Source organism: Bremerella sp. JC817 (assembly GCF_040718835.1).
GTDB lineage: Bacteria > Planctomycetota > Planctomycetia > Pirellulales > Pirellulaceae > Bremerella.
The window spans coordinates 142108-157229 of the sequence record NZ_JBFEFG010000268.1 but is presented as its reverse complement, the minus strand read 5'-3'; the positions used below and the strand labels follow the sequence as shown (position 1 = coordinate 157229).

The following is a 15122-nucleotide window of genomic DNA, read 5'->3' as shown; positions in this document are numbered from 1 at the left end:
ACCGCCAAGCGGCCAGGCATATTTGATCTGGGCTGGATGTTGTTCGTTGACCACGTTGGTGTGGCTTCGCTTCGTACTTAATGAAGTATGTTGTCGCCAAACTTGTCTCGCAGTTCTTTGCGTAACTGAAGCACTTCGTCGCCGCTCATGATGCGGATCGTCCAGTAGAACTGCCCGGCGTAGTAGCCTTCGTGCTGCGAGGCGATTTCCCGTAATGTTTCGATCTGATCGCCTGCGTTCAACTTGGCAATCGCGCTATAGACAAGCCGTTGGTAGGTCGAATCTTCATACGCCTCGTTTCTCCAGAATTCAAGCAACTCTGCCAGTCCCGCGTCATCGCCATGCATTGCCAGAGCATAGCCAGCCAGGGCACGCACCTTTGCTTCTGAGTGTGTCAGCAGATCGCGAGCGGTTTCCGGGTCAATTCCGTCGATCACCTTCGGAATGATCGGACCAGGGCCTGAGCTTGATGATGAAAAGAAATGCGAGGAATACGAACGATTGAAATGGAGTTCGTTGCGGACGGTTGAAAACTCATCATATTCATCCGCCAGAACCAGCGCGACCACGGCAATCGCCTGGTGCTTGGGATTATCGCTCTGCAGTCCCTCTTTCGCTAACGCAACGCGTTTGTCGGGATCCGCGTAAAGGAAGGCAATCTGATAGGCGTCGTCGCGGAGTTCTTGCGGCTGGAACTCGTCGGCGTAAATCTCTTTCGCCAGGTTGGCTGCCATCGTTGGATCGGCATTACTGATCTGAAAGAGGGCAATCAAGGTTTCCCACTCGTTCCCCGTCTGCAGGTGCAACTTGGCGTTCTCGATCACCTGATCCTTGATGGCTGGGTTGTCGTTGCTGTCTTTATCGTACCGCCAGTACCACTCGCCCGTCAGCGACGAACCAATCGCTCGAGAGATATTGCCTGCGAGTCTTGAATTGAAATCTTTGTCGGCAACGATCTCCCAGAGACGTTCCGCACCACGAGGTTCCAACGGTTCGGTGAATGCCTGAAAGAGTTGACGTGACTGATCATTCTGTAACGCCATCGGCAAGAGCCAGTTGAATTTCTCGAGGCGTTGTTCCCACGGCAACCATGGCAATATAGCCGCTGCATTTCCCGCAAGCGACGGTCGTGCTTGCACTGCCTCTTCGATGACGGGCAAAGTCTCGTCTTTATGCCCCATGACTAACAGATTGCTGGCTGCCAGCAGACGCGTCGCTGGGTCTTCGCTTGCCATCATTTCCTTTAAAGGTGGAACCAGCGTCTGCTGCGCGTTGGGCCAAGGCAACGTCACATTTATTTCGGCCACCATCTCATCCCATGGCTTCGGCTTATCCGCTGGCTTCTTTTCATCCTTCGGCTTCTCTGCGGAAAAGATCTTGCGAATGGTACCAAATGGGTCTCCGAACGGATCGTTTCCTGGCGAACTATCAAGCTCCAACCCATCCGATAGACGTGGATCAGAACCTTCAATTAACCATCGCTTCTTGCTTTCCAGTTGATCGTGGAATGTTCCAAACAAGACACTCGCTGTCGCCATGCGTACCCGTTCTTCGGGATCGTTGAGCATGTCCTCGACCCACTCGGAAGGTGGATGATCGCTGGCACGCGAGATCCCTTCGATACCGCTTATTCGAAGCGTGGCACTGTCGTGCTTCAACAGCATGAAGAACCGATCTTGGACTGCGGTCATTTCCGCCGTGGAATACGACATGCTTTTGATCACCTCCGGGGCAACTTCGGGATGTCGCTCCAGGGCGGAAAAAAATGGCTCAACGGCGGGTTCTTTTAGTCGTTTTGCTAATGCGGAGGCGACCCGACTAAATACAAAGCCATCTTCATCATCGAGCCGCGACAATAACTTCTCTTCGACCTGGCCGACCAGCATCTCGTTCTGATTGAATTCGCTGTCGTTCATAAACTCTCGAATCGCATCGGCAGCCTCGGCGCGAACTTGCCATTGGTCATGCGAGAGAAGCGGTAGCACCGCCTGACTACTCGCTTCGGTGGGAATTTCGCGGAAGTACCGCAGTGCGTGGACGAGCAAGTCGGGATCGGTCTCAGACTTCACGTACTCAGCAACTTGCGGCAACAGCTTCGGCGATGCTTGTTCGGCAAGCTGCTTAAGCACTGCCGCCCGCACGTTCGGCTCTGGATCGGAAAGCAGCTTGACCAGTGTCTGAGTCGCGGCTTCACCACCGACGGTTTGCAATCCCTTGAGGGCGAGTTCTCGAATCAGCGAATCGCGATCGCTGAACAGTTCCAGAAATAGTGCCTGATCCCCGGCGGTAGCCAGGCTGATCAGTTGCTCCGCGGCCTGGCGACGGGTCGGAACGTCACTCGATGCCAAGCGGGCCAGTCCGCCAGGAAATCGCAGCACCAGCGAATCGTTCGCGACGAGTCGATATCGTAGGGCGCGGAGTTTCATCCGCGCGTCGTCCGTCTCGGCCTCGTCGAGTCGCCGATAGACCTCCGGCAACAACGCATCGGCATGACGCGATAGCCGGGCAGCGATTGCTTCCCCTTCTACCAGGTCGACCTTCAGCAAACGATCGATTTGCGAGTTGGCTTCGGCAAGCTGTTCATCTGAGAGCGCGCGGTCCCTGCCATTGGGATCGACCTTTAATTCGGAACTCCACTCCCGCAGCGATTGAATCAGGGGCTCGTTGATCGAATCAGGTTGCCATGGATCGATACCACTGACTGGGGCATCCCATTGCTGCAGCACCTCGAGCGTGGCCAATCGCATCGAGAGATCACCCTCGGCGAAAGCATCGACAAGGGGACCGCTGGCAAGCTGAGGCACCAACGCCAATCGGCTGATCGCTGCCTCACGACGGAGGGCATCTCGCTGATCAAGCTGTTGAATCAACTTTAAAACGGTCGTGGTGTCTGGTTCGCTGCGATCGAGCAAAATTCGATCGGCTTCTTCTGCTGCCGTTTGACGATGTTCCTCGAGCCACTCCGCGAGATCCGCCGCTTCCAGGTATCCGTCATGCTTGGCGATAGACGTGCCGGACTTCGAAAGAATCCTTAGGGCGGGGATCACCGTGACACCAAGCTGCTGGGCAGTGGCTGGCGACTGGTCGACGTCGAATTCAACCAGCGTCCATTTCTTCAGGGCAGTCGGCAGTGGCTCCTTTTGTAGTTCCTGTTTCAGCAGCGTGCACCAGGGGCAGTTTTCTCCCCCCGCGATGATCAATAACGGATGGTCTTCTTGCTGTGCCAACTGTAGAACGCCAGCGAACCCGCCCGTTTCCTCTCGCATCTGGTGCGGGACAACTTTGATCTCAGGTGGCGTCTTCTGTTCAGCAGGTTTCTGGCCGGAATCTTCTGCTGGCAGTTCCTTGGCTGGTTTATTGCTAGATGGGTCGTCGGAGAGCGCATCTTCCACCATCTGTTCCACGGATCCGCCTAGCGAATCGATCAATTGTTGATCGAGCGAAGGAGGAGACTCTTGCGCTCGCACGTGCGGCGACGCTACGCCGACGCACCCCATGAGGCATGCCACAGCGATCCAGAGGTTAGGCTGCCCGAGTTTTGAGCCGATTCTCATCATCCGGAATTCCCTTCTCCGTGTTCGATTTGCTGCCAGTAGGTTTGATAGTCAAACTCAGGACTGTTTTCGTGGTCGTGGCAGCGAACGCAGGTCACCTTCGCGTTCCCGAAATAGGCCGTTCGAATCGAAGGATCGTTGCGATGCGCGTCGGAAGGCCCATGACAGCTTTCGCATGATACATCAACGCGATCGGAGGACTGCCTCCGCGACACGAATCCACCCTCGACGCCATATCCGGTGACGTGGCATTGCTGGCAATAAGGATCGACATCTGACTTTTGATCGACCAACGTCTTCCAGGCGTGCGCATGGGCAGACTGGGACCACAATTGATAGTCTTCTTCATGACAACTTTGACAGCTTGCATGACCCGCGATTGTCCCGCCCGGGCTGCTTTGAAATAGCGTCTGGTCCGCAAACGAGGTTTCGCGGGCGGAAAAGTCATTTTGGGCGAGCCGCTGATAGAACGCTTCGAGATTCGCGGCTTGTTCTGGATCTTCGGGAAGATCCGCGGTCATCTCAACCGCCTTGCCAACGACCGATTCCGATCCGTTCGCGGGGAAATCTAGCTGGACCAAAAACTTGCCTTTATTGGTTGCGGCCCCGATCCAGGTTGCCCCCACTTTTCGAGGGACGATCGCCTGTCCAGTAGGTCCACCAATCACGGCATCGAGCTCTGGCAATTGTTTCGCCAGAGTCACCAGTTTTTCTTCCGCTGCATACGCCAGAAGAATCGCGAAATCGTAGTCATCGCCTCGTTTGACCTTTGACAGAACTTCAAGCACGGCATCGCGTGCTGGTACATGATCGCTCTGGGTGGAACCATCAGCATTCGACAGCACCCCGATGACAAGAATGCGTTCGTCGGCGGCATTCAATATTTGATAGCGATCGGACGAAAGCAGGTCAGCTGTCACGTTGGCCGAGTACAGCCCTGGGAAGGCGTTGCCTTTGTTTGGTGTCGAACTTGCCAGGAAGGCAGCTTCGGAAGCACCGACATTGTGGAACTTCACCCCCATGGCCTGTTCGCCCGCCAAAATTGCCCCGAACTTGGCGAAGTCGTACGGAGAGGTTCCACTGCCAGCCCCTCCGCAGTCGAGGTATAAAACCTCTCGCTCTTCACTTAACTGCCGCAGGTAACCGCCACGCCGCAGCAGACCTCCTGACTGGTTAGTGGTACATCCGCACGGGACAATCCAGCCAGCAGTATCACCACTGACCACAATCGAAAGCGGCTTTGCCGATTCTGGCTTCGCAGGCGAACACCCCACCATCAACAAGGCGCACGCAGCCGCCGAGCCAAGTGGCAGGCGTTGCGGAAGCTTCATTTTGTTAAGGAGGTTTCGCATGAATCGCATTTCAAGACACTAATAGGTCAAAGCGTAAGCCAGGATATTGACGTTGATTTCCTCGGCGTTGGTGATTTCGTTTCCACCGCAGCAGCAGCAGCCTTGGGTATGCTTGGTGTCGTTCAGACCATCGTTAGAGAAGATGACGCCGATTCGCCCACCAATGCTGACCCCTTCGATCGGACGCGGGTCGGCATGCCAGCCTTTCAGTGTTTCGATATCATTGACGGTGTGAAAGATCGGATGCTCCATGTCGAGTGCGGTCAGCGGGTGATCGGGGAAGATTGCTTCCATCTCGGCGCGAAACGCTTTGTTCCATTCTTCCGAAGAACAACCCGCGGATGCCAACAGAAAGCCACCTCGCTCGACATATCGTCGCAGGCTTTGGCGTTCCGATTCCGGCAACTCAAACGTGCCTTCGCCGGTCATGATTACCATCGGAAAGTCATACAGATCTTCACTTGCAAGCTTCACCGCATGAAAGCGGCGACTGGTGCTGATCGAAGTTTCTTGCTCGGCTCGGACCAGGAAATGATCGGAGAAGCACTTGCTGCTTTTGACGCCTGCGTAGACAAGATTGGCAACCTGAACGATGCTCTCCCCTTCTCCTCCGCTTTGAGCGGAATCTGGAACCGGAGCAATCGTTCCGGCAGCATCGTTCTCGACGGCCAGGGCATTGGGAACCATCGCAATGGCTGCCGAAATGGCAACGATCCCTAGCCAGGACAATTCGGTCTTCATCGTTAAGGCTCCTCATTCATGAAATCGGAAGACTCGGCTTCTTCCGTGATGCGACGAAAATATTGTGCTACCCGTTCGCGATAGCGAAGTGGGACATTACTTAGCCCTGCCCCGGAAGTTCCCCCAGGCGTCATAAGATCGAGCATGGATGGCTGGTCCGGATTGATGCCTTCAGCTCCGACCGCCAGGGCCTGACCATCGCGCTCTTCGTCTGAGCCACCACCAGTTTCAGCGAGCATTCCTTCCATGCTGCCAAATAATCCCATCTTGTCACTACGTCCCGAACTGTATCCGCGGCCGTTTCCACCTAGCCCCATTTCCCCCAATAACTGGGATGCCGTCTTTCCCAGTCCTGGACCAAGGCCGGGGATTGCGACGAGCAACTGCTGCGTCATCTGGTTTAGAGCGTCGTTCTCTTCAGCAAACTGCGACAACTTCTCGGCGGCCTCACGGGCATGTTCGTGACCATCGGTGCCTGAGAAACGGGACAAGCCTTCTTCCGCCGCCGACATTTCTTCCCCGGCGCCACTGGAACGAAGGGCGTCGACCAGCTTGTTACCTGCCTGCCGAATCTTTTCCGTGTCTTCGCCAGGGGGAAGCAGCAGCATGCCCTCTTCCAGTTTGTCGGCGACTTCCTGTAACTCGTTGCGGATGGCTTTTTGTTCTTCCTGCAAGTCGCGCATTCGCGCCTTCAGATCAGGATCGTCCTCACCATCTTTACCCCGTAATGCCTTCAACCGATCTGCCAAATCGTTTTGCGCTTTCACGAGTTGCTTCAGCCGATGCTGAGCAATAAGCAGCGGCATAATTTGTTCGAGTTGCTCCAGTGGCATCATCGCCGACTCGCCGTATAAGTCACTTTGTTGCTGGAGCCCCTCCATCATTTCGCCAAGTTGTTGACTCAACTGGCTGTAATCTCCCATGCCTTCCAGACGCATCAATTGCCGTTCCAGTTTCTCGGCCGCTTCTTCCAATTGCTTGGCCAATTGCTCGAGATGCTTCGAGAGCTGTTGGTCCGAATCGTAGGGCAGTTGCCGAGAGGCAGCCTTGGCGAGTGACTGGGCATTCTTTCGCATCTCGTCGGCGAGCTTCTGAACGGCTTCCTTATCTTTCTTCTTAACGAGCCCCTTCTTCTGCTCGTTTTCCTTTTGTAACTGCTTCGCTTTCTGCTGAAGTGCCGACAACATACGTTGGGCCTGTCGATATTTCGAAATCAGGACATTCAGCCCTTCACGAGCCCGCAGCATCTTTTCGTACTCTTCTTGCGAAATGATGTGGACAATCGCGACCGGTGTTTCTGCTCCCTGAGCGAGCCCAGGATGATTGTCTTCTACGCGAGCGAACAGCTTGATCTGATCCCCAGGCTGAAGTCCGTAGGAGGCCAACGGTAAGTAAATGGACTGCTGGATACGGCGCGGCGCGGGTTTAGGCAACTCAACTTCCAAAGGCAATGGCCGGGACCCATTCAAACTGCGATAGATGGCAACCCGTGCCAACCCGTAGTCGTCTTCCCCATCGACTTCCACTGGAAGGTTGGCATTGGGGGTCGCCATCGAAACACGATTCGGTTTCATGAGCCGAACGAATGGGGTTTGGTCGTTAACGATGGTAATCATCCCCGTGGCAGACTCTTGCGATTCTTGGGCGTCGATGTCAATCACATGCAGCTCAAACTTGCCTGAGGACTGAAGCGTAAGTTCGCCAACAACCTTCTCTGGGCCTTCCTTGCTGGGGATCAGGTCGACTTGTCGGACCGTGGATCCCTCCGTCACCATGATCGATCCGCCAGAGAGGGGACGTCGACTACTCGCGGCAAAACGCACCTTCGTCCCCGGCAAACCGGCGAGGCCGGATTGCGGCAAGAGGCCCTGGTAACCACCAATTCCATTCGCGTAATCAGGGGGGATCACTTCCACGGTGACTTTCTCAATCGTTGGCACCGTCACAATGTGGATATGATGTTTGGCACTACGAGCCTGAAACGCGCGCACGTAGTAGTCGGTGGGTGCGGCCAACTGCATCAGCACGGCTCGCCAGCGATTGTCGCGATCGAAGAACATCGGAACGACTTCTTCCTTTTCATCGCGAACCAAAACCAACTGAACGTCTTCCAGCGGTTGATCCGTAGGCTCAACAAAGATATCAAGCGAGTCGCCATAGCGAACGGAAACATCTCCAGGCACAACCGTTAGCTCCAGCCAACTGGCCGGGACCGTATCGCTCCAGGGAAATGCGAATCGTTTCCACTGGGTCTGAATTGTCTCCGGGAAGGCGGCGGTCATCAGCAACACGACCAGAGCCAGTCCGCCAAAACCACACCAAGGCCCGAGCAGTGGTCGACTCGAAACGGCAACCGCGGGATCGACCCGTTCCGAATCCAGGCCTGCTCGAGCGATCGCAAGTTGTGCCAGGCCGGTCGAGTTGTCTGATGCCGCAGCAGTACCATTTGCCAGCAGATCCCAACCCGTAACGATGGTTCCACGAGCGTCAGCCGTATCATCAATCAACCGGGCAACGTTCGGTTTTGCAAAGCCGTTCAGTCGGCGGACAGCCAGCACGAAGACCACGCTAAGACTTGCGACAAACACCACGTAGGGTACCGCTGCCCGCGTTGCTGCAGGTAATTCGAAGGCGAGATCGAGCCAGAACGCGATAAAACTTCCGCCGAGGAGCGTAAGTAGTCCCCAACCGATTGCTACCAGCAGCCATACCTGCTGGTAGCGAAACAAGACCTGATCGAGCTTCGCGTTCAGCGACGCTGCACTACGGTCAGGCGATGGTTGGATTGGCGAGTTCATACACTTGTTCCGTTGATCTCGTTACACAAGGCTGGCCCAGCGGCGGACTACCCAGGTGGTGCCCCACAAACCGAGCGTGCCGAGCAATACCCACCACCGGTCCCACGCGGACGTGCGAATCATTCGGTCTGGTCGGCTTCGTTGTCGATGTTCTTCAAACACATGGTCGAGTTCCAACGCCATTTCGGTGGGATCGGTCTTCTCTAGAACGGACGCCCCGCTTTGCTCTGCCAGGTCTTGAAGCATCTTCGGCCGAGCCACAACATCGAGTCGCTCCCTTGGATTCGCGGTGACGTCAAACGAAGTTTCCGCGATGGCGTCCTCGTCTTCCGTGCGGAACACCTGGGCGCTGTAATTTCCTGGAGGCAACTTGCCGAAGTTAACGCGGTAGACGCCGTTCGCATCCTGGCTAACCGGGGCAAACGAACGCCCCGCATCGATACCGCCGCCAGTCAGGTGAACAACGGGAGGCTTGTCCCACTGCTCTTCACGTAGTAATAACGTCGCCGCCGCAGTTTGGTTGGAACTCACCGTAATGCTATCGGTTCGCAAGGCGACCTCTTCGTGCGGCAACAGCCCCACATGAGAAACCAGCCATCGCACCAGACTTCGCCAGAGCGTGGCGTAGATCTCGTCGTGCGATTGATGTTCTGGGGGCAGAAACGCCCAACGCCACATGCCAGAACCTTCCAGCACGACGACCCTGCCACGTCCGGTCGGGCGGAAGGTGATCAACGGAACTGCCTGGTCGGTACTGGCCCCCTCCGCCAACACGGTTGTCAGTGGCTTGACCTGATCAGGCCTTGCCGAAAGAGCCAGGGATGGCAACAGTTCCAATTGACTGCTCAGATCGGGTAACCACTGGGCTGCCTGGCCGGCGTCGGTCAAACTCATTCGCGTATGCGTTTCGCCTGAGTTATCCCAATCGATTGGCATCAACGCCCCCAGCTCTTGGGTCAATTGCGAAGCAGGTGACCCTCGGAAGCACACAAGCGAACCTTCACTACTCGACACCCATGACTTGAGTTGCCGCAGAGTCTTATCATTCAGATACGCTTCGGTATTGCGCCCGAGAATGATGATCTGAAACTGCGCGAGAAACTCGCTGTCGGCCAGGACGTCGGGTGCTTCGCGATGAATCTTCCACTCGTTCCGAGGAACCGAGGTCGCCTTGTCGACCGATTCGCTCTCTGATGGAGATTCCTCTTCGGCTCGTTTCGCTGGCTCAAGTTGACGCTGCAGAAATCTGCCAGGCGCCATTTGAACGACACTCGTCAGCGCCACGGAAGGATCATTGGCAAGCGTTCGAATCAGAAATTTTGTGTCCCAATAAGGCTTCCCTTCCAGAAGCAGCACCGCAACTGGCTGGTCGATAACCCGCAGCAAGACCGTCGCAGAGTTGTTTAGATCGGTTACCTCGCCGTCGATCGAAGTTGCCGAAAGCTGATACCGAAAGAGCCCACTGGCATCTGGTTCGACGTAGAAGGTTTCTTCAGCCGGTGTGTGTGGCAGCAAATTGACGACCCGCTCTTCGATCGTTTCGCTATCTGCCTTTAACGTGACCGATACTTTTTGTGACTCGGGGAAACTGTGGGCTAAACGAAGCGTGATCGGGACCCGTTGGTTCGAGAACGCCAACTGCTGCGATTGCGGCAACGAAACCTGCAAATCGCGCACGCCTTGCTGGGTACCCAATGGTCGGACGAAAAGAGGCGTGCTGAGTGCCTTCGCCCGCTGCGCCGTCTTCTGCAACGCGATCGAATTCGCCGAAGAGGTATCGATTCCGTCGCTCAGCACCAGCACCGCTTGCCCTGGCGGTCGATCTTCACCTAATACCTTTTCGATACTGTCTGCGAAGTTCGTTTCTCCACCGTCGGCTTCCAGTTGATCAATCGTGGATGGCTCGAAACTATGGCTCGTTTCCGAGAACGCCCGAAAACGGAGCTCGTACTTCTCGCCAAGCTGTTCTTGAATGGCCTTCACGGCATGCCTGGCCACGTCAATTCGCGAATAGCCGAGCCCATTCCCGTCGACCGTTCCCATGCTGGCGGACTGATCGACCAGGACCGTCAGCAACGGCTTGCCCGGCGGAGGTGGTGTCCGTTGAATCCAGATGGGGTTCAGCAACAACAGCAATGGCAAGAGCAGGCACACCGTCATCAGCCCGAGCACTATCGTGCGGCGTGGTCCGGTGAGTCTGTCGTGACTCCGAATCGCGTAGACCACCAGCAGCGCAGCGGCAGCTATGGCCAGCGGCAGCCACAGGGCGAGCGGGATGTGAGGATCAAAGCGAATCACGAATTACCTACGAGAAGTTGAACAACGATTACGTTCGATAAGCCATCAAGGCGGCCAGTTCCCCAAACATGCATAACACCACTCCAACGACAAACCATTGCCAAAGATTCTGGTCTGGGTTTGCTGTTCCTCCGGTCGCTTGAAATCGAACGGTGTAGCCTGCCGCAAGTCGATCTTTGACAACTTCAGCCGAAAGGGTCTCCAGGTCGGACTCCTCTGGTGGCAAGGCGACTGCCGCGGCAAACAGCGTGTCTCCATCTTCCTCGATCCGATAGACACCGGGCCGATCGGGGGAGGACCACTGCCATACGACGGCACCACCTTCGTCTACCAGCTTGCCGGCAGTTTCGGTCCGATGTGCTGAATTCTCGCCGGAATCGCTCGTGGCGATCGCCAAAGAATCTGCCGCCGCCGATGTTTCAATGCGCGCCACAATCGGCTCGCCGCAGAGGAATGCTCCCGAGTTGTCATCTGACTCCAAAAGCTCTTGAACCAACTCGTCCATCAATGGGACCAGCGCCCCGGTCTTCCACATGTTCGAGGCCGCCAAATCGGCGTTCAAGATGGCGAGGGTTCCACCAGAACCTGAACGGGCAACCACGATCGCCGGAGTTCCGTCGTTGAGGGTGGCGCGAATGCGATCATCACTTAATGCCCCGGTCGCAGTTCCTGCTTCGATACTAAGCCCTCCACTGAATCGCAAAGGTTCGGCCAACGCAGTCAGACTATCGCCAAAACTTGCCAGCGGAGGCTTAGGGTTCTCAAGTGAAACCAGGTGTAAATCAGAACGTGATGTTCCGACCCGCGGGGGAGCAAAACGAATCGGCAATTCCACGGCGGCCATTTCTGCGAGTTGATCAAGATTCGCAGCATCGATTGATTCGCTGGCTACATAAAGCACCGACTTACCACGCCGAATTTGCTGCGCTAACATGCCGAGATGCTCAGGCGATAATCGCCCTGCCGCATTGACCGCGATCAAGTCGGTACCGGCGAACGATTGATTGTCGAGAAGTTCAGGTCGCACCATGCGAAACCGGTCGGACGCCGAGTCTGTCGTCAGCTCGGGCACGAGCGCACATGCCAGAATCCGACTCGACTCGATTCCGGGTCGATTTCCTTGCGAACTGACCATCACATACTGCGGCCGGCCCCGGAGCTGGGCAACGATCGGACGCCAGTTATCCGCTGCGACGGCATCACTTGTTTCTAAGAGGCGAACTTGACCCGATTGCCATCCCTGGCCGGTTGTCGGAATTTCCTGGGTCAACAAAGTTACCTGTCGCGGTGCACAGCTGCCTTCAAGCCGGTGAACCGACTCACCGATGTTCGCTTCTACCGTGACGTTCCGGCTGTTCCCGCTAAAGTTGCCTACCCGAACTTCCAATTGCATTCGATCCTGCTGAGCACCAACCGGTTGGCACGTTGCACTCACGATTGCCATGTTATCGGGCGCCGTTTCCGGAGCGGTCGATTCAAGCTGGATCTCGGTGTTTGCCGGCAATACGTTAAACTTCGCTGCCCCCCAACCGCTACGCTGAAAATCGGAGATGACGATCAATTCACGGCGGCGGGTGTCGTTTTCCCCTGTCGCCGCCAATTGTTTCGCAGCGAGTTCGAGAGCTGCGTCGACATCCATTCGTTCAGGAAGGACCTCTGCGCGAGCAACTTCTTCCAGCAGCGATTCAAAATTAGTCGAAACGTTGTCGAATACGGCGGCAGGACGGGCCCCTGCCACAATCAAATTGGTTTTCAGCCCAGGTCGATACTGCAGATAGCGACTCGCAAAGCTGCGTGCTCGTTGAATCCCAGGTGTCGTTCCATCGGATGCCGCCATACTTTGACTGACATCGAGCACCACGACTCGGATCGCGTCTCCTTCGTCCTGAGTAAGGCTTGTCGGATTGGTCCACTGGGGACCTGCGAACGCGGCGGCAAGCAGCAAGATGGCCAGGCAGCGCAGTGCCAGGATGATCCAGTCACGCAGACGATCGACGGCACTTCGCTGCTGTATTGCTTCTCGCACGAAACGAAGCGTCGACAAAGGCATCTTCACCGGCCGAGGACGTGTCAGCCAATGAATCAACACCGGTGCCGTCGCGGCAGCGATGCCAAGGCCGAAGATCCAGGGTGCCGAAAACGTCATGGGAAAGTACCGAGCTGTCGAATCAATTGAAAACGGGAAGCGTCAGCCAGAGCGTTCTACCAGGAAGCTACCGAGGGCTTGCAGGTACGGAACCGAAGTCGATAGCCGCCGGCAGTCACACCCAGCGGCGAGTGCCATTTGCCGGACCATTGCCGTGTGAGCCGAGAACTTTTCTGCGTACTGTGTTCGAATCTCGTCGGGCGAGCAGTTCAGCACGCCTTCGTTCTCCATACCGATAAATCGAAAGGCGGTTCCACGCGGCAACGATTCTTCCTCAGGATGTATCAAGTGCAACGCCAGGACTTCCAGGCCCCGATGCCGAAACAACCGGAGCGCCGCAAAGGTTTCGTCCAAGTCTTCCATCAGGAAGTCAGTAAAGTACAGCAGCACGCCACGACGAGTCGTTTGTTCAAACAGAGTTCGCAATCCACCAGCCGCCTTGGCGGTCGGATTGGTTTTGATCTCTTCAATCTGTTGCATCACCCGGGTCACGTGGAGTGAAGTACTCCCCGGCGGCATGTGGTCAGCTAGTTTCTCGGTTAAAAGTGCCAACCCAACCTGATCCTGGCCGAGGCTGATGACGTATGCCAACGCGGTTGCCAGGTACTGGGCATATTCCAGCTTCGATCCACCACGTGTCCGACTGCCAGCGAAGGCCATGCTCTCACTGCCATCGATTGCCAGCGTGCAGACCAGGTTCGTTTCTTCCTGATGAAGTCGGACGAAGCTCTTTCCCGTCCGTGCGAGCAGCTTCCAATCGAGCCGCCGTAAGTCTTCACCACCAGAGTACTCACGGAAATCAACGAACTCGCCAGCGCCACCTTGCTGGCGGCTTTGATGACGCCCGCTGTACGAGCCTTCGACTCGATGTGCGGTTGTGAACCGCATATGAGCGAGCCCGGCAAGTGCCTGCTGTTCGAAGAATTTCGATCCCCGTGCGACACTGGCCATTATGCGTCTTTCAGCATCGAGCGAATGACTTGTTCGGCCGTTACGCTGTCGCCGATCGCCCGGTGATTCAAAATCACGCGATGCCGCAGGATCGGAAGCGCGACACTCTTCACGTCTTCTTCAGTCGGCGCGGTCCTGCCATCGAGCAGAGCGGTCGCTTTGGCGGCGAGAACCAGGTTTTGCGAACCACGTGGACCAGCACCCCACGCGACGTAATCACGAACCATGGTATGGGCTCGTTCATCTTCGGGACGGCTGCTCCCGCATAAACGGACCGCAAACGATGCAACCGTGCGTGGTACGGGAACCGATAGCACCAGATCACACAATTCGAGGAACTCTTCCTGACTCAGCGCCGCAGTTGGAAGTTCGACGCGGCCCGAAGTGGTTCGCAGAACGATCTCTTCTTCCTGCTCCGGCGAAGGATAGCCGAAGCGAATCTCCATCATGAAGCGGTCCAACTGCGCTTCGGGCAGTGGATAGGTTCCTTCCTGTTCGATGGGGTTTTGCGTGGCGACTACCAGAAACGGCGAAGGCAGCGGATACGTTTGGCCACCGACCGAAACGTGATGCTCGGCCATCGCTTCGAGCAGTGCCGACTGGGTCTTCGGTGCGGCGCGGTTAATTTCGTCGGCCAGTACCAGATTCGCGAAGATCGGACCACGACGAAACACCATCGAAGGTCCACCGTTCTCTTCGCCACGTCCCAGCAGTTCGTATCCAGTTACATCCGCCGGCATCAAGTCGGGCGTGAACTGGATTCGAGAGAAGTTCCAGCCGAAGGACGAAGCCAGGGTCTTCACCATCAGCGTCTTGGCCAATCCCGGCACACCCACGAGTAGCGCATGGGAACCGGTGAGGGCACAAACCAAAAGCTGGTCGATCGAGGCGTCTTGGCCCACGACCACCTGATGCAAACTTTCGCGAATCGATTGAACGCGCTGCGAGAACTCGGTGAGCTTCTCTTGTGCCGTCGCAACGGCAGACGCCGTGGCTTCACTCATAGAACTGCCTCACTCAAACGGGCGAAGAGGAGTAGTTTGCCCGTGCTGGTAGCGGAATATTGGAAAGGATTGTGTCCGATGTCTTGCAAAGTCCTGGACTTCATCGCACGCGTCTGGCGACCCAGGACGAGCGAAAAGACAAGGAAAGCGATAGAGACCCTGACTGGTGGAATGGTATCACGCGAGAGAGGGTCTCGCAATTATTTCGTAGCCTAACGAGACATATTTCCCGAAGGCTCAGATTTCCGCCAAATTCGCTTGAAATTCGTGACATGAAA

Annotated in this window: 8 protein-coding genes; all 8 read right to left on the bottom strand. The window is 56.2% G+C overall.

Annotated elements, in window-relative coordinates:
- Nucleotides 1-77 precede the first annotated feature (77 nt).
- From AB1L30_RS12095 to AB1L30_RS12060, 8 genes are read right to left on the bottom strand one after another with little or no spacing between them, the layout of a single operon-like run.
- A complete protein-coding gene (locus AB1L30_RS12095) occupies nucleotides 78-3497 on the bottom strand; it encodes a HEAT repeat domain-containing protein (RefSeq protein ID WP_367013681.1) in 3420 nt (1139 codons plus the stop codon).
- A gap of 56 nt (nucleotides 3498-3553) precedes the next feature.
- The gene (locus AB1L30_RS12090) at nucleotides 3554-4906 is read right to left on the bottom strand and encodes a multiheme c-type cytochrome (protein WP_367013680.1); all 1353 of its coding nucleotides are present in this window, start codon (nucleotides 4904-4906) and stop codon (nucleotides 3554-3556) included.
- An 18-nt stretch (nucleotides 4907-4924) separates the two neighbouring features.
- Nucleotides 4925-5647 (bottom strand): DUF4159 domain-containing protein, encoded by a 723-nt coding sequence (locus AB1L30_RS12085; protein WP_367013679.1) that lies wholly within the window; start codon nucleotides 5645-5647, stop codon nucleotides 4925-4927.
- A 2-nt stretch (nucleotides 5648-5649) separates the two neighbouring features.
- Nucleotides 5650-8445: a hypothetical protein gene (locus tag AB1L30_RS12080; protein WP_367013678.1), complete on the bottom strand. Its 2796-nt coding sequence runs from the start codon at nucleotides 8443-8445 to the stop codon at nucleotides 5650-5652.
- Between the two features lie 21 nt (nucleotides 8446-8466).
- Entirely contained in the window at nucleotides 8467-10743 is a 2277-nt protein-coding gene (locus tag AB1L30_RS12075) for a vWA domain-containing protein (protein ID WP_367013677.1), read from the bottom strand.
- Nucleotides 10744-10771: 28 nt separating this feature from the next.
- Nucleotides 10772-12889, bottom strand: coding sequence for a BatA and WFA domain-containing protein (locus AB1L30_RS12070; RefSeq protein ID WP_367013676.1), 2118 nt, complete (start codon nucleotides 12887-12889; stop codon nucleotides 10772-10774).
- A gap of 42 nt (nucleotides 12890-12931) precedes the next feature.
- A complete protein-coding gene (locus tag AB1L30_RS12065) occupies nucleotides 12932-13840 on the bottom strand; it encodes a DUF58 domain-containing protein (RefSeq protein WP_367013675.1) in 909 nt (302 codons plus the stop codon).
- The gene (locus tag AB1L30_RS12060) at nucleotides 13840-14844 is read right to left on the bottom strand and encodes a MoxR family ATPase (RefSeq protein WP_367013674.1); all 1005 of its coding nucleotides are present in this window, start codon (nucleotides 14842-14844) and stop codon (nucleotides 13840-13842) included. The genes AB1L30_RS12065 and AB1L30_RS12060 overlap by 1 nt, the downstream gene beginning before the upstream one ends.
- Nucleotides 14845-15122 lie beyond the last annotated feature (278 nt).